Annotated in this window: 17 protein-coding genes and 1 tRNA gene; 4 read left to right on the forward strand and 14 right to left on the reverse strand. The window is 50.9% G+C overall.

Annotated features, from left to right (window positions below; translation table 11 throughout):
* Positions 1-117: 117 nt before the first annotated feature.
* The gene (locus tag AJ81_RS02615; protein WP_031503808.1) at positions 118-1,374 is read left to right on the forward strand and encodes a hypothetical protein; all 1,257 of its coding nucleotides are present in this window, start codon (positions 118-120) and stop codon (positions 1,372-1,374) included.
* 12 nt (positions 1,375-1,386) lie between these two features.
* Entirely contained in the window at positions 1,387-2,454 is a 1,068-nt protein-coding gene (locus tag AJ81_RS02620; RefSeq protein WP_031503810.1) for a glucose-1-phosphate thymidylyltransferase, read from the forward strand.
* 23 nt (positions 2,455-2,477) lie between these two features.
* Here AJ81_RS02620 and secF read toward each other — a convergent pair whose 3' ends face one another.
* The 14 genes from secF to recJ form a co-directional block, all read right to left on the reverse strand.
* Positions 2,478-3,371, reverse strand: a complete 894-nt coding sequence (secF, locus tag AJ81_RS02625) for a protein translocase subunit SecF (RefSeq protein ID WP_031503812.1) — start codon at positions 3,369-3,371, stop codon at positions 2,478-2,480.
* Positions 3,368-4,792, reverse strand: coding sequence for a protein translocase subunit SecD (gene secD / locus AJ81_RS02630; protein WP_031503814.1), 1,425 nt, complete (start codon positions 4,790-4,792; stop codon positions 3,368-3,370). The genes secF and secD overlap by 4 nt, the downstream gene beginning before the upstream one ends.
* A gap of 18 nt (positions 4,793-4,810) precedes the next feature.
* Positions 4,811-5,170, reverse strand: a complete 360-nt coding sequence (yajC, locus tag AJ81_RS02635) for a preprotein translocase subunit YajC (RefSeq protein WP_031503816.1) — start codon at positions 5,168-5,170, stop codon at positions 4,811-4,813.
* A gap of 5 nt (positions 5,171-5,175) precedes the next feature.
* Positions 5,176-5,652, reverse strand: coding sequence for a hypothetical protein (locus AJ81_RS02640; protein ID WP_031503818.1), 477 nt, complete (start codon positions 5,650-5,652; stop codon positions 5,176-5,178).
* Between the two features lie 4 nt (positions 5,653-5,656).
* Complete coding sequence (locus tag AJ81_RS02645; RefSeq protein WP_031503820.1) at positions 5,657-6,796, reverse strand: NAD(P)/FAD-dependent oxidoreductase; 1,140 nt, start codon at positions 6,794-6,796, stop codon at positions 5,657-5,659.
* The gene (locus AJ81_RS02650; RefSeq protein WP_031503822.1) at positions 6,786-8,585 is read right to left on the reverse strand and encodes an FAD-dependent oxidoreductase; all 1,800 of its coding nucleotides are present in this window, start codon (positions 8,583-8,585) and stop codon (positions 6,786-6,788) included. Before AJ81_RS02650 ends, AJ81_RS02645 begins: the two co-directional genes overlap by 11 nt.
* Positions 8,579-8,887 carry a (2Fe-2S)-binding protein gene (locus AJ81_RS02655; RefSeq protein ID WP_031503824.1) on the reverse strand — a complete coding sequence of 103 codons (309 nt, stop codon included), beginning with the start codon at positions 8,885-8,887 and terminating at the stop codon, positions 8,579-8,581. Before AJ81_RS02655 ends, AJ81_RS02650 begins: the two co-directional genes overlap by 7 nt.
* 14 nt (positions 8,888-8,901) lie before the next feature.
* Positions 8,902-10,257 (reverse strand): dihydrolipoyl dehydrogenase, encoded by a 1,356-nt coding sequence (gene lpdA, locus AJ81_RS02660; protein ID WP_031503827.1) that lies wholly within the window; start codon positions 10,255-10,257, stop codon positions 8,902-8,904.
* Positions 10,258-10,742: 485 nt separating this feature from the next.
* Entirely contained in the window at positions 10,743-11,528 is a 786-nt protein-coding gene (gene flgG / locus AJ81_RS02665) for a flagellar basal-body rod protein FlgG (RefSeq protein WP_031503832.1), read from the reverse strand.
* Positions 11,529-11,543: 15 nt separating this feature from the next.
* Positions 11,544-12,293, reverse strand: coding sequence for a flagellar hook-basal body protein (locus tag AJ81_RS02670; protein WP_031503834.1), 750 nt, complete (start codon positions 12,291-12,293; stop codon positions 11,544-11,546).
* Between the two features lie 4 nt (positions 12,294-12,297).
* On the reverse strand, positions 12,298-13,308 hold the full coding sequence (mreB, locus tag AJ81_RS02675; protein ID WP_031503835.1) for a rod shape-determining protein: 1,011 nt from the start codon (positions 13,306-13,308) through the stop codon (positions 12,298-12,300).
* Between the two features lie 33 nt (positions 13,309-13,341).
* Positions 13,342-13,418: transfer RNA gene (locus AJ81_RS02680), tRNA-Arg, on the reverse strand.
* On the reverse strand, positions 13,409-14,053 hold the full coding sequence (locus tag AJ81_RS02685; RefSeq protein WP_031503836.1) for a RuvX/YqgF family protein: 645 nt from the start codon (positions 14,051-14,053) through the stop codon (positions 13,409-13,411). Before AJ81_RS02685 ends, AJ81_RS02680 begins: the two co-directional genes overlap by 10 nt.
* A complete protein-coding gene (recJ, locus tag AJ81_RS02690) occupies positions 14,050-16,974 on the reverse strand; it encodes a single-stranded-DNA-specific exonuclease RecJ (protein ID WP_031503837.1) in 2,925 nt (974 codons plus the stop codon). Before recJ ends, AJ81_RS02685 begins: the two co-directional genes overlap by 4 nt.
* A 100-nt stretch (positions 16,975-17,074) precedes the next feature.
* On the opposite strand from recJ, the gene AJ81_RS02695 reads away from it, so the two are divergent.
* Positions 17,075-18,628 (forward strand): MBL fold hydrolase, encoded by a 1,554-nt coding sequence (locus tag AJ81_RS02695; protein WP_031503838.1) that lies wholly within the window; start codon positions 17,075-17,077, stop codon positions 18,626-18,628.
* Positions 18,629-18,687: 59 nt separating this feature from the next.
* Positions 18,688-20,574, forward strand: coding sequence for a methionine--tRNA ligase (metG, locus tag AJ81_RS02700; RefSeq protein ID WP_031503839.1), 1,887 nt, complete (start codon positions 18,688-18,690; stop codon positions 20,572-20,574).
* The last annotated feature ends 5 nt before the right edge of the window (positions 20,575-20,579 follow it).

A 20,579-nucleotide genomic window follows, 5' to 3' on the forward strand; every position in this document is an offset into this window, starting at 1 on the left:
CTGAATTTATTATATCAAAAAGACAATTTGAGTACAATGCGTATATCAAAAAGGCTCGAGGACCTCGCAAAGAACTGCTGGTGCTGTTTTATAATTTACTAAGGATGGTGTGAGAACGTGAGGGGAACTCTCGTCGCGCTGTTCGTTTTCTCCGCGGTTTTATTCGGTGCGACTTTTCAAATTGAAACAGAGCTCGAGTACGATTTCAAGCAGGTTTTCGATTCCATCAAATTCCGTCTCATAGTGCCGCTCATGGGAACTGAATTCATCGCGAGCGGTGGTTTCAGAAAAGACAACATCGTCACTCCACCATATGGCGACTTTCTCAGGGGACATTATTGGTATTGGGATGAGGGTTATTTCAAGTATCGAGGGCAAAACATCGAAGTCGACGTGGGCGTGAAGAAGAACACGGTCGGGCCGGGAGAGTTTTACAACCTTTTCCTCTCAGAGAAGGATTTTTCTTACCCCACTGTGAGAGTAACGTGGTTCTATCTTTCCCGAAAAATATCTGTGGAAACCCTTTGGGCAGTTTTGAGAACCTTTTCGACTGAAGACAAGCCTGCGAAAGGTTTGGTGTACAGAAGACTGTTACTGTTACCCCTGGAAGGTCTGGAGATCGGTTATCAGGAATCGGTACTTTTTCTGAACAGATATTTCGATCCGTACTATTATTTTGTCCCGATACCTATTCCAGGAATTCAAGAGTTCTGGCATCTTTCAGCTCCTTGGGGTGTTAGGCCTGCCCAGTTGGATGACAACTCCATGGTCGGAGCGTACGCTGTTCTCCACGGTGGTTCGTGGCGCACTTACGCTGAACTCCTCATTGACGACATAAACATGAACAGGTTCCTTTCACCGGAAAGCTATCAAAATCCTGACAAGATCGCGTTCTTGATAGGTTTTTCGGGGCGAAGAGATCCCGTGAGGTTCACGATAGAGGTGGCAGGTGCGACCGCTTACACGTTCGAAAGAACGAGAGCCGACAAACCTTACGAGTACGTGTTCTTCGAAGGAACGAGTTATCCCATCGAGAAGAACATGATCGGTTACAAGTACGGCGAGAACAACATAGCTTGCGTGATCGATTTCGAGTATCGTTTTGCAAATTGGACCTTCAGCTTGGGATGGGAATCTGTCATTTTCGGAACCAGAACACCCCATCTACCCTGGCACGGTGGGAGCATGCCCAGCGGTACGAGATGGTTGATCGGAGAGATCTCATCGCTGAACACGTTGAGAGCCACGATCAGTTACCGATCGCAAGAGGTGTACGCGTTCAATCTCGAAGACGTGTTCTTCGCCGGAACGCTTGGCGTGAGAAATTCACAACCTTTCGTTGGATTTTCCTTCAGTTTGTCTATAAACATGTGAGGAGGTTTGCAAATGAAGGGTTTGGTTCTGTGTGCGGGTAAGGGAACGAGGCTCAGGCCTTTGACGTACACGACGGCGAAGCATTTGATACCTGTGGCCAACAAACCTGTGATCTTCTACACACTCGAGTTCATGAAAAAGGCTAATGTGAACGAGATCGCGATCGTGGTGAGCCCAGAAAACGAAGCGTTGTTCAAAGAGACTCTGAAAGACGGTGCGCAGCTTGGAATGCACATCGAGTACGTCGTTCAGCCTCAACCCAAAGGCATAGCGCACGCAGTGTTCATTTCCAGGGAATTTTTAAAAGACGAGCCCTTCCTCTTGGTGCTCGGAGACAACTTGGTGTTCGAGGATACCTCGAGCGTGGTGAAAAGCTTCGAATCGGAAAACATCGACGCTTACGTGTTGCTCGCGCGCGTGAAGGATCCGAGAGCTTACGGTGTCGCAGTGCTAGAAGATGGAAGGATCGTTCACGTGGAGGAAAAACCCAAAGAGCCGAAGAGTGATCTGGCGATCGTGGGGGTTTATCTGTTCAGAAAGAGCGTCTTCGAGGCCATAGAGAACATCAAACCGTCGTGGAGGGGAGAGCTAGAGATCACAGATGCCATAGGCTATTTGGTCCAGAAAGGCTACGTCGTGAGGGCGCACGTGATACAAGGTTGGTGGAAGGATACGGGAAAACCTGAAGATCTACTCGAAGCGAACAGACGCATACTCGATGCCATGGAAGATGGCGAATGCGCTGGAAAGATCGATGACAGCACGATTGTTCAAGGCAGAGTCTGTGTCGCGAAAGGATCGATCATAGCTGGTTCACTCATAAGAGGACCGGTCGTGATCGGGGAAAACTGTAGGATCGTGAACTCCTACGTGGGACCTTACACGTCCATAGGTAACGGGGTCATCTTGGAAAACTGCGAGGTGGAAAACTCCATACTGATGGACGAGAGCAAGCTGAGCAATTTGTCTGCGAGAATAGATTCATCGCTGATCGGCAAGGGTGTTAGTATAAGTCAAAACGGGAAATTACCAAAAGCGATGAAGTTCGTCGTTGGAGACCTCAGCTCTTTGGAATTATGAAAAACCCCCAGCGTGGCTGGGGGTCATCTGTACCTCACCCACCTCATCACCAAAGGTGCTGCGACGAAGAGGGATGAATAAGTTCCCACGATCACACCTACGCTCATGCCGAAGGCGAACGGCTTGATGGTGTTACCCGCGAACAACAGCAGGACAAAGACGAGTATGAAGGTTGTCAAGGAAGTGTTTATTGTTCTCGTCAAAATTTGACTCACACTTTCGTTTATCAACGTCGGGATATCTCTACCTCTAAACTTTTTCATGTTCTCCCTGATCCTGTCGTAGACGATGATCGTGTTGTTCAGCGAGTAACCTATGAGCGTGAGCAAGGCAGCAACGGCTGGGACGTTGATCTCGTATTTGAAAATGGAGAAGAATCCCAAAGTCACCAAAACATCGTGTGTGAGGGCTGCTATGGCTCCAACACCAAAGATGAAGTTGAAACGCAGAGTTATGTAAGCCAGAATCGCGACCAGTGTGATCAAAATTGCCCTCCAAGTGAGCCTTCTGATCTCTTCTGCGGCGCTACCACCCGTCTCGTTGAAGGATACGACCTCCGCTTTGAAACCTTTAACTTCGAGTTTCTTTTCGAGCTCTTCCACGATCTTGAATTTCTCTTCCGCGTCGAAGGTCTTCGAAACGGTGACTGAGAACTTCACAACCCCGGCTGGATCACCCACGGATCTGACCCTCGTGACGCGTGCGGCGGCAAAATCAGGCGAGATCTCACTCAGAACCTGGCGCAGGTCCTGTTCGACCATGTTTCCCTCGGCGCGAACGAGGATTTCGCTTCCACCGACGAACTCGACGCCGAGGTTGAAACCGCGCGTGAAGATGAAGAGCAAAGAGAGCACAACGAAGAAGGCTGCTATACCAAGCCAAACCGTTCTCTTGCTCACAACGTCGATCTTTTTCATGGCTCGACTCCCCTTTCTACAGCCTTAGGAATACGGATGAAGCTGTGGAAAGCATCGGTGAGCAACCTCGAAAGGACCATGTTCACAAAGAAGCTGCCAGCGACACCTATGATCAGAGTGATCGCAAAGCCCTTCACAGTGCCTGTACCGAAGTAATAGAGCACTAAACCAGCGATGATCGTGGTCAAGTTTGCGTCGAAGAGCGTGATGAAGCTTCTTTCGAAACCCGCACTGATCGCGGCCCTGACGGACTTACCTGCTTTGAGCTCTTCTTTTATTCTCTCGGCTATGATGATGTTTCCGTCCACCGTTGTACCTATGGTGAAGAAAATACCGGCGATACCGGGCAGGGTCAAAATGGAACGTGTAGCCGCCATCACGCCGAGTAGAAGGATAGTGTTGTAGATGAGTGCGATGTCCGCCACGACACCTTGGATACCGTAGAAGACGATCATGTATATCATGACGAGGACAAGACCTATGAATCCAGCTATGAGCGAGCTTTTGATGATGTCAGATCCGAGCAACGGTGCGACCCATCCCGCGGAGACTTTTTCCAATCTGGCGGGCAGTGCACCGCTTCTGAGTATCGCGGCGAGCTGTTTCGCCTCTTCGAGCGAGAAATTTCCAGTGATTTCGGCCTTACCATCCGGAATGACTGAAATCACATAACCTGCAAACTGAACGACGTCGTCGAGCACGATCGCGAGCCTCTTTTCCTTAGCAGCCGCCGTACCTATGGCGGATTCTGGAACAACCAATTGTTGCGTGATGCGTTTGAAGATCTCGGCGTCTTTACTCGCCAGCTCGAAGGTCACTTTGTAGCCGAAACGTCCGACACGTGTTTCTGGAACAGGGCTGGCTGCGACGATGCGCGGTGAAACGAGTTTGAGATCTTTGACGAGCATGATCTCTTCCCTCACCAGATACCACGCTTTGCCTTCTCGCGAGGGAAGCCAGCGTGCTTTCTTTATCCTCGCAAGGTCCATCAACCTGGGATCGGTGGTTGGATCGGACGAACTCTCATCGAGCACCTGTCCGAAGTACATGATACCCACCGAGCCAAGAAGCTTTTCAGCCTTGGTCGTGTCCGTGACGTCCGGGATCTCGACTATGATGAAAGAATGATCCTCTCTGAAGCTCTTTCTGAGCGTTGCCTCGGTGTAGCCTGCAGAGTCGAGCCTGTTCCTCAGAACGGTCCAGACGTCGTCCACCACTTGGCTGGGATTCTCAACGCCGGGTTCGACGTCGACCCTGTACTCGAGTCTCGCTCCACCCCTTATGTCGAGTCCAAGCCTCACACGCTGGAAGAGCCGTGCCAGGCCGCTGTAACTCTTGTCCGTCGTCGGCCAGAGCAGTGCCAGCAAAGCCAAGACGAACACTGAGAGCACAATGACCAGTCTCACGCGTTCTGTTTTCATGTCTCAAGCCCCCTCTTTTTATTCTTGCTTTTCCTGTTCCTTCTGCTCCTCTTCCCTTTCCCTGAACACGGAAGCTATGGAGCGTTTCGTGACCTCGAGTTCGGTGGTCATTGCGGTTTTGATCTTCACTGTATCTTTCTTGATATCGATGACCTTACCCACGATGCCGCCGACCGTAACGACCGTATCGCCACGTTTCAGCTGCGAGATCATCTGCTGGAACTGTTTTTCTCTCCTCCTCTGTGGGAGGATGATGAGAAAGTAGAACATCGCGAAGAGCATGACGAGAAGGAAGATGAAACTGAAACCTGAGCCCGTTGCCGTACTGGTTCCACTCGGTGCAGTCGCACCTGGTGCAGCACTGTAGAGTATGTTCATCCTCACTACCTCCTTTCGAATCCATTCGATTTTACCAGAAGTTTTTTAACCTCGGGTAGCAAAAAAATGTTCAACGCCAATCCCACCAGAAAAAATGAAAGCTGCCGCAGGTCGATCGAACGGAAAAAGATATGCTCAACGGTTCGTGAAACCGCCCAGGTGATGACAAAAGAAAACAGGACGGACATTTTCTGTTTCATACGACGATCGAGAACTGAAAGAACGAAGGCCAGAAACGCAAGTTCGAACATGTGCAGAGCCAGCAGCGATGGCGCGAACGATCTCAGAGCGACATAACAGAGATTTGGCAAAATCAGCGCGACGAAAAGACCTGTTGAGAAACCGTGACAAAGAACACTTAGCGCTGTGACAAAGTGGCTCGGAAGAAAGAAAAGCTTTAGCCAGTCAGGACCGAGCCAGACCAGATAGTTCAAGGCGATGCCGAGTGAAAGCCAGAGACACAGTGCAACGATTTTCTTCATGCCATCACACCACGTTCGTCTCTCTGACAATGGATTTTTCGAACCTGTCGACGTTCAGTTCTGTGATGCTGACGTGCTTCGTTTCACCGAAGAGTATCTTCTCCGCCAGAGCTTCGCCGACGGCCGGTGCGAGCATGAAACCATGGCCACTGAAACCGACGGCATAATAGAAGTTCGCCAGTTCAGCAGACTCACCAATGATGGGTTGAGCGTCCGGAGACATGTTGTAGTGTCCCGACCAATGACGCACTATGCGAAGTTTTCGCAAGAATGGGAGCAACCAGCAAATCTTTCTTGCCAAATCTTTCTCGAATCTGAACGTCACGTTGTAGTTCAACCCAGGCCTTTCATCTTTATCACCTTGGCCCATGATGAAGTGGCCGTGCTTCGTCTGTCTGATGTAAAAATTGCCGGAGAAACTTATGAGCATGGGATCGAAAAAGTTCCTTACAGGTTCAGTGACCAAAATCTGGTGTCTGTAGCTCTCGACTGGGAGTTTCACGTTCAGCATGGAGGCAACTTGACCGGCGTACGCTCCTGCGGCGTTCACAAGGATCTTCGATTCGAACCGACCCCTGCTGGTGTGAACTTTGAACTTTGAACCCGTCGGTTCGATCGCAAGGACCTCCGTGTGCGTGAGGATCGTCACACCCAACCTCTTTGCAGCGTGTGCGTAGGCGAAGTTAGCCAGATGAGGGTTGGCATGACCGTCAGTCGGACAGAAGGTGGCGAGCAGAACCTTTTCCACGTTCACGTATTCGAACCGTCGTTTGACTTGATTCGGCGTGAGCAGTTCCACGTTCAAGCCAAGATTTTTCTGCATCTTCACGTTTTCTTCGAACTGTGAGGCTTCCCGTTCATCGTAGGAAAGTACGAGATAGCCTCCCTGTTTGTATTCGATGTCAAAGCCCGTTTCTTCACTCATTCTTTCGAACAGCTTCACGCTCCTCATGGCGAGCAGAACGTTGTGTGGAGAGCTCCACTGTTGTCTGATCCCACCAGCGCACCTGCCCGTGGAACCTGAACTTATGTAGTTCTTCTCGAGGACCAAAACATCGCTCTCGCCGAACTTGGCCAGATGGTATGCGATGGAACAGCCCACGATGCCAGCGCCCACAACGATTATTCTGTACTCAGTTTTCATTCGATTCACCCCTCAGGATCGATTCGAATTTGGTGGGCATCACGGGAGGCCTGAAATGACCCTTCAAAAGTTCCTCGGGCGATTTACCCAACCTTCGGGACAGAATCGACAGGACCGAGGCCCGGCACGTTCTGCCACCACACATGCCCATACCGACGCGCAAATACCGTCTCAGCTCTTCGTAATCTGTGAATCCCAAATCTATAGCCTTTTCGATCTCTTCGAGTGTCACCTCTTCGCACTTGCACACGAAGACGCTCTCTCGCTTCTTCACACGAAAGTTTCTGACCTGTGCGGCAAAACCTGCAGGCACTTTGAGATGGACCAGATTGGTCTTGTGCGGGAAGCGAACGATCTTGATCACTTGTGCCTCGCAAACATATTTTCCGTCTCTGTCCAGTGCGATGACTCGTTCTCCTTTCTCTGGCAACGGGAGCATCTCGTAAGGAACGATCACGAGATCGAAACCCGGTTCAACGTTCTCCTGAACCATGAAGATCGCAAGACCAGGACATTTGGAAACACAGATACCACAACCGGTGCACTTTTCGTAGTCTATCCTCGGAAGGCTGTTTATGTTCTTCGGCACCTCGATGGCACCTGTCGGACAGGAGGTTTGACAGGGATTACACGGGATGTTTTCGTAGCATTCTATGACGGGTCTGAGTTTTCCAATTGGACCTGTGTCGGTCTGTGGCTCACGTGAGTACTCGACAACCCTTTGAGGGAAGAATTTCGCAAGACCTCTTCGCACCTTTTCCGAGAAAGGACCGGATCTGAACTCGATGAGTTCTTTTTGGAGTGACTCTATCTCTTTGGACAAATCTATTTCTTTTATCAACTGAGCGATCGTCAAACCCGCGATCCGCCCTTCGATCATCGCCGTCGTTGCTTCCTCGATTCCTGCAAGATCTCCAGCGATGAAGACGTGCTCGACGTTGGTCCTCATGTTCTGGTCCCTGTACGGAACGAAGCCTCCAAGCTCTGGAACGTATTCGATCTTCACATTCGCCATCGCTGCGAGTTCCACGGAGGGAACCAGACCCGTGGCGATACATATCGCGTCCACCGCGAACTCTTTTTCAGTTCCTTCGATGGGTTGAAAGTTCTCATCGACCTGAACGACGACGGCTCCAGTGACTCTCTCCTGTCCGAGCGCTTTCTTGATCGTGTGTCTCAACAGGATAGGTATGCCGAACCTCTTCACTTTGCGCAGATGAACGTCGTAGCCTCCGACCTTGTCGGCTATCTCGACGATCGCGGCAACCTCTGCGCCGGCTTGCAGCAGTTGGTAAGAAACGATCAAACCTATGTTCCCAGAACCAACCATGAGAAACCTTTTGCCAGGCAAAACCATGAACTGGTTCATGAGCGTCTGAACCGCACCCGCACCGTAGACACCTGGAAGGTGGTTATTTTCAAACTGTATGAATCTCTCCGACGCACCCGTGGCGAGCAGGATGTAATCGGCCTGCACCTCGAGGGTCACGTCGTTCTGCCGATCATACAGTACCACGACGTCTTCGTAGATGCCGGTCACGGTGGTCTGTAGCATGATCTTGACGTGTTCGTTCAGCTGGTCCTTCAACTTCTTGGCTATTTCGAAACCTCTCACCGAGGCGTAGAAACCTTCATGACCGAAAAACTTGTGTGTTTGTTTGACCAGCTGTCCTCCAAGTTCGACGCCCTCGTCTACGATGAGGGTCTCAACACCACGCTTTGAAGCCTCTATCGCTCCGCAGAGACCCGCGGGTCCACCACCCACGACGAGCAACTGTGTTCTCACCACGACACATCACTCCGACCGAACTGCCTTTGAACCTTCATGCCTTCTTTCACTGGTGTGATACACACCCTCACGTTGGGTTCACCGTCGACGACCATCAAGCACGAAGAGCATTTGCCGATCGCACAGAAAAAGCCCCTCGGTCTTGCATGCTCAGTCTCACCAAACACGTCTATCCCATTGGCGATCAGCGCAGCCGCAACGGTTTCACCTTCCAGAGCTTCGAGTTCTCTGCCTTCGAAGTAAAACCTCACCGTACGCGCCGTTTCTCTCTTGAGAATTGGATGCTCGAAGATGCGTCTCAAGTTCTCAACTCCTTTCACAGATGAATCGGTCTGTCGACGACACCTTCGATTGCGCCGAGCAAGGTTTCGCTGAGCGTCGGATGCGGATGGATGGTCCTCTCAAGCTGTTCCGCCGTTAAGCCGTTTCTGACCGCGATCGTGGCTTCCATTATGAGCTCCGTAGCGTAGGGTCCAACTATGGTCGCACCGAGTATTTTTCCCGTCTTCGCATCCGCTATGAACTTGGCAAAACCCTCTTTTTCGAGCATGGTCCTGGCACGACCGTTGGCCATCAGTGGATACGAAAAGACTTTGACCGTCGAAGGATCGACGTCCTTCTCCTTGACTCCCACGCTCGCCACTTCCGGTTCGCTGAATATAACACTGGGTACGGCTGAATAGTCCATCTTCGTTGGTTTTCCACAGATGTTTTCCGCTGCCACGACGGCTTCGTACATTGCCACATGAGCGAGCATGATCTGGCCCCTCACGTCGCCAACTGCGTATATGTTTGGAAGGTTCGTGAGCATCGTCTCATCCGTTTTGATACCTCTCTCTATGGCAAGTCCGATGGACTTCAGATCGTCACTGATCTTTGGCTTTCTTCCCACGGCGACGATGACCTTCTCGGTGGTCTTCTCGAGCTGACCTTCCTTGGTCTCGATGATCGAGCTGTAGCCGTTCTCGATAGGTTGAACGGACGTCACTTTAGACGATTCGTAGATCTCAGCGCCTCTTTTTTTCAGAGTCTTCGCGACGAGTTGCGCTGCGTCAGCATCTTCGTTGGGAAGTATGTGGTCCAAAAGTTCCACGACGATGACCTTCACGTTCAAGCTCGAGAAGAATGTTGCGAGTTCCACTCCGATGACCCCTCCGCCGACTATGAGAACACTTTCTGGAAGACGTTCCATCCTGAAAACATCGTCGCTGGTCCAGATCCCAGGAACTTCGTTGAACGGAGGAAAGAGCGTGGGCACCGAACCTGTGGCGATCAGGAGGTGCTTGGCCTCGAGCTTTTTATCCTGCACCCTCACGGAATTGGGAGACTCCACGATTGCCTCTCCGTTGATCAGCTCGACTCCATTTTTCTTGAAGAGATACTCTATGCCCCTTCTCGAGGCCACCACGACCTTGTTCATGTGGCTCCTAATCTTCGAAAAGTCAAAGGACACGTTCTCTGCCAGAACTCCAAGTTCAGCACCCTTCTCGACTATGCTTCTCAGCAAGTGGGCTGAGGTCAGCAAAGCCTTGGTGGGAATACAGCCCCAGTTCGTACACGTGCCTCCGACGAACGATTTTTCAACGACCGCCACGCGTTTTCCATGCTGAGCGAGCTTTATTGCAGCAACATAACCACCAGGTCCTGCACCGATGATCAGCGCATCGTACATGAGATCACCTCCAACCAAGTCTCAGCCAAGACGATTTTACCAAGTTTGCTCTTGAGTGCCAAAACACAAAGAGAAAAGCCGACCCAATCGGGCCGGCAAAGCGTTCACAAACAAAAAGGCCCCACTCGGGGCCTTGTTTTCACAGAACCGTTGATTTTTTCTCCATCGCTGGGCTCGATGATTTGAAGGAGCAATTTTGTACTTTTTCAACCGTTTGGATCAATTGAACTTGATTCCATGACAATTTTCTTCGGTGTGGCTTCATCACTTTCCTTTTTATTCGTTGGTTTTGGGAGCGCCCACGAAACCTTAGAATGAGGGCCATCTACGAGACATCGTGTCCCTTTCAAACCTCTATCGTCCCTTTGGAGCGCTCCCATTAATATGTATACGGACGAGGTCACTGATGAAATGAAACAGGATAATGACTTTCTCATGAAAAACGCCAGGCCCTACGCCTGGCGTCATTCAAACCTCACTCAAGATCATCTCTTCAAGGTGGAGACGGTTCTGAGCATGTCGTCAGCAGTCTGAATGGTCCTCGCGTTGAGTTCGTAGGCACGCTGGGCGATGATCATGTCGACCATTTCCTTGACGACGTCCACGTTGGATTTTTCGAGGAAACCTTGTTGGATCGCACCGAAGCCATCTTGGTTCGGCGTACCTTCGATCGGATCACCGGAAGAAGCGGTCTGTAGGTACAGATTGTCACCTATGGCCTTCAAACCCGCAGGATTGACGAAGCGCACCAAGGTGATGGTCCCAAGGTTCTCGATAGTCCCATCCTGCATCTCCGCCGACACGATGCCGTCTGGAGAGACGTTTATCGAAACGGCGTCCGCAGGAATCACGATGTTCGGAACCAGCGTGAGCCCGTTGGCGGTGACGACCCTACCATCGCTGTCTATCTTGAAGCTTCCGTCACGGGTGTACGCGATCCTCCCATCTTGAAGCTGAATCTGGAAAAAGCCATCTCCCGCGATTGCAAGATCGAGCGCGTTGCCCGTCTGTTCAAGGTTACCTATGGTGAAGATCCTGTTCGTTGCGCTCAATCTGACGCCGTGTCCGACATAGATTCCCGTTGGGATCGTCGAGTTCTGAGCGGTCGGAGTTCCCGCGTTCTTGTAGTACTGATAGACCAAGTCTTGAAATTCGGCGCGGATCTTTTTGTAACCGGTTGTGTCAACGTTCGCGAGGTTGTTAGAAACTGTATCGAGTTTGTACTGCTGGGCCCACATCCCCGTTGCCGCAGAGTACAGCGAGACCATCATGGTTCAACACCTCCGTCATCTGAGCGTGGCGAGCTGGGAGAACAGTTTTGCCAGCATTTCATCTTCGGCGAGTACGATTTTCTGCGTGATCTCGAAATGTCTCTGCAGCTCGACCATCTTGACCAACTCCGCCACCGCGTTCACATTTGATAGTTCGACGTATCCGGGAAGAATCCTAAAATCTTCTACGGCAACTGCTGGGCCACTCTCTTCGGTTGGCAAAAAGAGTGTATAGCCAACCTTTTTCAAGTTCTGCTGTGAGGCGAAACCGTACACGGCGATCCTGCTCACCACGTTACCCGCGTGATCTCTCACGTAACCTTCCGCGTCGATCGAAAAACCATCTTCGAAACGTATCGGTTCGTTGTTCACATCGAGCAGTCTGAAACCGTCAGCGTTGACGATGAAACCTTCCGCGTCGAGCTTGAAGTTACCCGCGCGCGTGTAGAGAACTTCGTTGTTCCTCTGAACTGAGAAATATCCGTTCCCAACGATCGCAAGATCGAGAGGATTGCCCGTGTACTGCAACGATCCTTCCGTGGCGTCGAGGTACACTCTGTCCACCACAACGCTGTAAGGTAAGTTGCCTATGGGAACTTTCCTGTTCAGCGAAGAGTAAACATGGCGTTCATCGTAAACGCTGAAAGTGGGAATGTCTTTTTTGTAACCGACCGTGTCCACATTCGCCAGGTTGTTCGCCGTCGAATCGAGCTTGAACCAATCGACAAGCATCCCCATTGCGGCCGTGTAGATACCCCTTACCATTCGATCACCTCGCGTAGGACACCGCGACGGCCTTCAAAAGGTTCGGATCTTCGAGCAAGATTCCTGTTCCCTTCGCAACGCAAGTGATCGGATCTTCCGCAACGACGGTTTTCACACCGAGCTCCTCGGCCATCAACATGTCCAGGCCTCTCAAGAGTGCTCCTCCACCCGTTAGCACGATGCCGCGCTCTATTATGTCTGCCGCGAGCTCGGGTGGGGTCTTCTCGAGCACCATCTTTATCCTTGCAATGAGCGTTTCAACTAAAGGCTTCAGCGTTTCCATAACATCTTCGCTCGTGATCAGATCGGTCCTCGGCAAGCCCGTCACGGCGTCCCTCCCTTTGATCTCCATTTCATACGATTCTAAGCTCGCGTGCACTTTTCCTATTTTTATCTTTACCTGCTCAGCGGTTGGCTCACCGATGACCAGACCGTGTTTCCTTCTCACGAATCTCACGATAGCTTCATCCATCACATTACCAGCGAGTTTGATGGAATCTCCCACCACGACGCCTCCAAGGCTTATGACGGCTATGTCCGTGGTGCCACCACCTATGTCCACGATCATGCTACCCTGAGACTTCATCACATCGATTCCAGCACCTATAGCGGCGGCTATGGGTTCGGTGACGACGTGCACCTGCCTCGCGCCGGCGTTCAGGGCCGCTTCAAACACGGCCCTCCGCTCAACGCTCGTGGCCTTCGTTGGAATGCCTATCACGAGTTCAGGCTTGAAGAAGAGAGATTTTTTCACCGTCCTGTTTATGAATTCCCTGATCACCGCCTCTATCACTTTGTAATCGGCGATCACCCCATCCTTCATCGGCTTAACTGCTTTGAAAGACTCTGGGGTCCTGCCGAGCATCTTCTTGGCTTCCTCGCCGATGGCCACGATCTCGCCGGTCTTCTCGGATATGGCGACCACTGATGGTTCGAATATCACGATGCCTTTCCCTCGTTGGTACACTATGAAACTTGCAGTGCCAAGATCTATTCCAAGATCACCCTTGGGCAAAGGGCACACCTCCTATCGTTCTCAAAAAATCTCTGGCGTGCCTGGCGGGAGTCGAACCCGCAACCTCTGGATCCGGAGTCCAGCGCTCTATCCGTTTGAGCTACAGGCACACCATTCGTCCACCAGATTTCAGGAACCTTTCCAGGTTTGATCCTCGCCTCGTAACAATGATATCAAAAGGTGCAAATTGTTCCAAGAACCTTTCGTCACGTTCGACGTGACAGCCTCTTTTGTGAAAAAGATAAGCGTGATATGGTTCTTCCTGGAGCACAACACAGTTCTCCCTGCAGAGTCTCGTGTCGGACAGATGTGCGATGAGCAACTTACCTGGACATCTATGGACTTCTTCGATCGTTTCATCGTATACCTTCTCTGGCTCACGAAGCTTGTATATACCCGTGCCATGTGCGACAAACCTTTCAAAGATCTCGGCCGCGCTCAGACCGTCCACGTTTTCCCTTCCCTGGAACATTCTACTCGACAGACGCTCGTCCACGAGGAAGACTTCCTTGCGAAATTTCTTTTTGATCTTCTCCGCAAAGGCGATACATTCGAAAGTTTGCCGAGAGTATCGACCGCTCATGGACAGAGGCATCCCCACGACGACGGTCGAAGCATCGTATCGGGTCAGCACCTCGAAGACTTTCGATCTCTCCACGGTGAAGATCCTCGATGGGACGTTTCCTCCCAGAGCGATGCCACACCTTTTTTCCCCGTAGTCTATGGCGATGAGATTCACACTCATATCACTACCCGCGGGTTGGATAAAGCCTTGTAGATACCTTTGGCTCTCTGGAGAAGGAATTTTTCGACGAATCGTTCGAAGTATTGCCTCTCCAGTTTGCCCTCACCGATTCTCAGTGAATTTCTCTGCGTGTCGATACCGGACAGATCCAGATTTCCATTCTGTTGACGGGCACCAAGCTCTTCGAGCACATGGAGCATTATCTTTGCGTAAGAGCCATTCCTCGCATAGTTTCGCTCAACCAGAAGATCCAGAAATTCCGCAATCTGTACCCTCGGACCGATATCACGAACGATCTTCTCGATGAAATCGACGTCAGGAAACAGTTCTTCTATTTCCAGCTTTCTTCTGACAACATCGTCCCGTGAGAAGGTCAGATTCAAAATCTGGAACGTACCATCGAAGGAAACGGCGTCGAGCAACTCGAAGAGAGTCAGAGGACTGTCCGAAACAGTTATCTGGGCTTCTTCTCCAAGCAAATTGGGAATACCGTCGGTGTTCGTGGAGCTCAGCAAGAGTTTAGGTTTTTTCTTCCTGATAACACTCAAAGCCGAGAGTCTCTGGTTCAGCTTCATGCTGTGAGAATAAACCACCACACTCTGGTTCATGCCAGAAATATCCCTGTAGAACCTGGCGAGGTTCTTGTTGTCCGAGAAGAGAAAACAGTTTGACTCGTTCAGGGCGTCCTCTATCTGGCCGGCAGAATCGAGCAAACCGTACGTCGGCCTGCAGAGCCTTTCGTAAGCGGGCGAAAGGTTCAGAACCATGGCAAGATCGTACAACCAGTCGGGCCTCTTCACACTGACCGCTAAGAACCTGTCAGACATCCTGCTGACCACGTCAAAGAAAGAGAGGATCTCTGGCTCTTCTCTGAGTTCTCCGAATACCGCGAGCTCGTTGATGATGAACAGATCGTACCTTCTGAGCACCTCATCCAAGTTCGCCAGGAAGTAACTGAGCGTCATCAGAGCATGATTGTTCTTGACTTGCTGGTTCAGAGAGTTGAGATAATCTATCGAGCGATCAAAGTATCTGAGAAGTGTATGGTAGAGCTGTGTCGAGAGAATGTTGTTCAGTGAAATCACGGCACATCTTTCCTTCCTCGTCGTGAACAGCCAGTAGAAGAACGCATTCCTCATCCTCAAATCGAAAACGAACAGGTTTCTTGTCAACGGCTCTTCCAAGATCTGTTCCAGCTGATTGAGTCTGTGTCTGAGCTCCGGTTCCTGAGGAGTGACACGTCCCAGTGACAGCTTTCTCTCGTTCACCTCGGCGTCAACAACGTACAGTGTCGGTACCCTGCCCCTGATGGTGAACACGACGTCCATTCCAGTGGGCTCGTACAGACTCATTTCGAACAGATGTCCCACACCGAAGCCTGTTGCCTCGAACCTCTTCCCGTTCGAACTCACAATCAATCTGACGTTCGATTGATTCTGCCCAAAAAGCTTCGCCGCTTCAATTTTCACTCCCTCGCACAAGAACAGTGGTTCTGGATTCCCATGACCAAAAGGTTCGAGCCTCTGAAGCTCTCTAATCAGGTTCTCGTTTATGTCTTCGAGCCTCAGAATCGCATCGACCTCGAGCACGGCCGATTGATCGTCCAGGGGGATATCGTAACTTCTCAGAGCTTCTATGAAACGATCAACACTCTCAGGTTCGAGACTGAATCCAACTGCGAGGGGATGACCCCCAAACTCTTCGAAGTATTCCAAGAAAGGCTGAAGGACGTCTATCAGGTTCACTCCAGAGACGCTTCGAGCGGAGGCCCTGGCGCCTTCGTCACCTTCGGATATGACTATCACAGGCTTGTTGTACCTGTGGCACAGACGTGCCGCAACAATTCCAATGACTCCAACGTGCCAGTCCCTCCCACGCACCACGATGATGGGGTGTTTGTCGAGGTTTCCACGCTCGATCTGTTCCACCGCTTTCTCGAAGATCTGAGATTCGATCTCCTGTCTGGTCGCGTTGTATTCGAACAAAACATCGATCAGCTGTGATGCGAGCGTGGGATCTCGCGTCGTCAAAAGGTCGAAGGCGTCGTGCGCGGCATCGAGCCTACCCGCGGCGTTGATCTTGGGAGCGACGCGAAAACCTATGTCTCTGGAATCAGGATCGACTATCTGAAGCCTCGACAGCAGCAGCGCAAGACCCGGTCTATCGGTTTTCCTCATACGTTCCAAACCTTCTTTGACTATGAACCTGTTCTCATCGATCAGCTTCACCATGTCCGCCACGGTTCCGAGCGCGACCAGGTCCAGATACCGAAAGACCTCTTCCTCATCGAGAGACAATTGCAAAGCCACGGCGCTTATGAGCTTGAAGGCCACTCCAACACCGGCGAGGTCTTTGAAGGGATATTCGTCGTCTTTTCGCTTCGGATCGAGTATGGCATCCGCCAATGGCAGAGTCTCTGCCGTTTCGTGATGATCGCTGATCACGACGTCGTAGCCCATCGCCTTGGCGATCTGTACGGCGTCAATGGCTGTGACTCCACAATCGACCGTGACGAGTACTTTCGCTCCTTCGTTTCTGAAAGCTTCCAGCACCTGAGGTTGCAATCCATAGCCTTCATCTATGCGTTTTGGAATGTAGTGGACAACCTTCCAGCCATGCCTCTGAAGAAACTCTTTGAGCACGGCAGCACCGGTGATACCATCGACATCGTAGTCACCGTACACAAGGACGATTTCGCTTTGTTCTCTCGCACGCAAAAGAATTTGAACCGCCCGGTCCATGTCCTTCAGGAGAAATGGATCGTGTAGATCATGCTTGGATGGGTCGAGGAATTTGATCGCCTTTTCGGGGTCCTTGATCCCGCGATTGATCAACAATCTGGCTATGAATTCACTGATGCCCAACTCCGAAACGAGTCTCTTCAACTCGTCCTGGTCTATTCGCTTTACTACCCACCTCACGTTCGTCAACTGCCTTTTTCTGGTCTTCTTATTCCATTCTATTAAACCACAAAACCGCCGAAAAGTTCGAAGTGTTAGAATCTTTCGTGGAGGTCCTGAGATGCACATAAGAATTATAGATGGTCATGATTGTATAGGAGGAAACAAGATACTGGTGTGTTCGGAGAACGGAGAAGGATTCTTGCTCGACTTCGGTGTTAATTTTAAGAAATGGTCGCTTTACTTTGAAGAATACTTGAAGCCCAGAACGGGTAAGATACTGCACGATCTGCTCAAACTCGATTTGATACCACGGCTCAACGTCTACAGATCGGACCTTCTTGCCCCAGATTTTGACAGCAACGAGTGCGTGAAGTTCGTATTTGTGAGTCACGCACACGCCGACCACTGCGGTCTGATAGGTCTTCTGAGTGAGCAGATTCCTTTACTCATGACGAAGGAAACCTTCGCGCTGTTGAGTGTGATGGACCAGCTGAAACCCTCAATTTGGGAACAGCTGACGATCCGGACCAGAACGAGGAGCGAGGATGAACACATTCGCACGGACGTGCTGGTGAACGACAGAAAGAAAAAGAATAGGAAGATTTGCCTCGAAAACGTTGAAGACCAACTCGAGGACGAATTCGAACCTGTCGACATACATCAATGCTGGCCCAACCGCGTCGAGATCCTTCCCGTGTACCATTCGGTGCTCGGTGCGGCAGCGCTGTGCGTTGAGGTCGACGATGCGATCGTGATCTACACAGGTGATTTGAGGGCGAGTCCGACGAAAGAGGAGGAAGAATTCTGGCGCTCGAAACTCGGTGAGAAAAGACTGGCGCTCTCGAAGAGGACCGAACAGTTCGCAAGAGAGATCAAGGATTACAGAGATTCACTGAAAAAACCGCTGGTTCTCATTGTCGAAGGAACAAGGGTGAGCAGGAAAGCCGATACAACCAATGACGAGCGGACGGTTTTTCAAAACGTGCTCGACGCAGTCTCAAGAACGAACACGCTGGTCATAGCCGATTTTCCAACCAAACACTTGGAGAGGCTCATGAGTTTCCTCAAGGTTGCACAGATGTGCGGAAGATATCTCGCCCTGACACCGAAAGACTTTGCGCTTTTGCAGTACATGGAAAAGATCGATCCAACCTGGCAACTTTCGGAGCAAGAGATACAGTGCTTGCGCGTTTACCACATAGGAAAAGTGGAGTTCTCAAAGCTCGAGAAGGAAGCGATCCACTTCGCTAAGTCCAGTGGTCTGCTCGTTGGACCAGAAGAGGTCAACAAAAGCCCTGCAAAATACATCGTGGCCGCCGGATACTTCGACATGCCACAGATGCTCGACATCGATGAAACGGTTTTGAACGGTTCGATCTACATACATTCGACGAGCGAGGCTTACACGGAGGAGCAACAGATGGACTACAAGAGGTTCAAGAACTGGTTGACGAGGTTCGGAATAAAACCCCGCGGTTTGGCCTTCGAGAACGACGAGATCGTCTTCACAAATGAGTTCCATGCTTCAGGACATGTATCCGCGCAGGAACTGGAGAAGCTCATCGAGACACTCCAACCAGACGTCATAATACCAGTCCATACCGAGGAAAAATTCTGGTTTGTGGAGAGATGGGGTACAAAAGTTTTGACACAAGAAGAAGTATACTTATGATTATTCGAACTTCAACTTTTCGGTGTAAAATGTGAGTGGATCGATTGGAGGTGGAGTGGTTGAAGTTTTACATCACGACGCCAATATACTATGTGAATTCCGAACCACATGTCGGAAGCGCCTACACAACGATAATTGCCGACATAATCGCACGTTACAAACGAATGATGAACTATAAGGTCTTCTTTCTCACCGGGACCGATGAGCATGGGCAGAAAGTCTTCCAGGCGGCGCGTGCCGCGGGGAAAGATCCGCAACAGTTCTGTGATGAACTCGCACAGAAGTTCGAACAACTCTGGGAGAAGCTACAGATCACCAACGACGGTTTCATCAGGACAACGGATCCAAAGCACATGGCGGTGGTCCAGTACTTCGTAAAGAAAATGCTCGAGAACGGTGACGTTTACAAGGGCGTGTACCAAGGCTGGTACTGTGTCCCGTGTGAGAGTTATTGGAGCGAAGAAGAGCTCGGGCCGAACCACACGTGTCCGAGTTGCGGCAGAGAAGTGAGATTCATCGAGGAAGAAAACTACTTTTTCAGACTCTCGAAGTACCGCGATGCGCTCTTGGAACACTACAGGAAACATCCAGAGTTCGTTCAACCAGACTTCAGAAGAAACGAGATGATCAAGATACTCGAATCCGGTCTGAAGGATCTGAGCATAACCAGAACCACCTTCAGCTGGGGTGTGCCGATGCCGGACGACCCGAAACACGTCATATACGTGTGGGTGGATGCGCTCATAAACTACGTCTCAGCGATCGGTTATCCCACGGATCCAGAGAGGTTCAACGAGTATTGGCCCGCAGATCTGCACCTGATAGGCAAGGAAATAAACAGGTTCCACTCGATCATATGGCCCGCGATGCTGATGTCCGTTGGCCTACCGCTTCCGAAGACGGTGTTCGCCCACGGCTGGCTAACCGTCGATGGCCAGAAGATCTCGAAGTCTCTCGGCAACGCAATAGATCCGAAGTATTTTGTGGATAAGTACGGGAACGACGTGCTGAGGTTTTATCTTGTGAGAGAGATCGTCTTCGGCAAGGACGGCGATTTCTCCGAGAAGGGTCTGGTGAACAGACTCAACTCTGATTTGGCCAACGATTATGGAAACTTGTTGCACAGAACACTCGCGATGCTTGAAAAACATTTTGCCTCGAGTATCCCAGAACCGGGTCCGTTTGAACAAGAGGACGAAAGCTTTGTTCAGCAAGTGCTTGACAAGGTCGAGCGATACCTGGCCCAAATGGACAGCTACCAACTCACTGATGCCATTGAGACCGTTATGGCGATACTCACTTTGGCGAACAAGTACTTCGACGAACGCAAGCCATGGCTTCTGGCGAAGCAAGGTGAGATGAAGAAACTGGGCACAGTCCTTTACAACGTGTGTGAAACCGTCAAGAAGGTCGCGATCATGTTCTATCCCATAATGCCGAACTCATCGCTGGAAGTGCTGCGCCGCCTCGGTGAGGAAACACAGCCAAACGCGCAGCATTTGAGGCAGTGGAGGACTCTGCGTTCCGGACAGAAGATCATCCATGGTGCGCCTCTGTTCCAGAAGGTCGAACTGAAGAGCGAGCAGAAAGTACCGCAGGAAACAGTCGCTTCTCAAGTCCAACTTTTGGACATCAACGAGTTCAGGAAGGTCGACCTGAGGGTGGCGAAAGTTCTCTCCGCAGAGAGAATAAAGGGTTCCGAGAAATTGCTGAGACTCACGATAGATCTTGGGGAGCTCGGAACGAGACAGATCGTTGCAGGTATCGCGAAGTATTACGAACCAGAACAGCTCGTCGGTAAGTGTATAGTGGTCGTCGCGAACCTGAAACCTGCCAAACTCATGGGTGTGGAGTCTCAGGGAATGCTCCTGGCAGCCCACGACAACGATCAAGTCAAGTTGATCATAGTCGACGGTGGAGCGGCCCCGGGCTCGAAGATCTCTTAGGAGGT

This window comes from Pseudothermotoga hypogea DSM 11164 = NBRC 106472, assembly GCF_000816145.1.
Classification (GTDB): domain Bacteria; phylum Thermotogota; class Thermotogae; order Thermotogales; family DSM-5069; genus Pseudothermotoga_A; species Pseudothermotoga_A hypogea.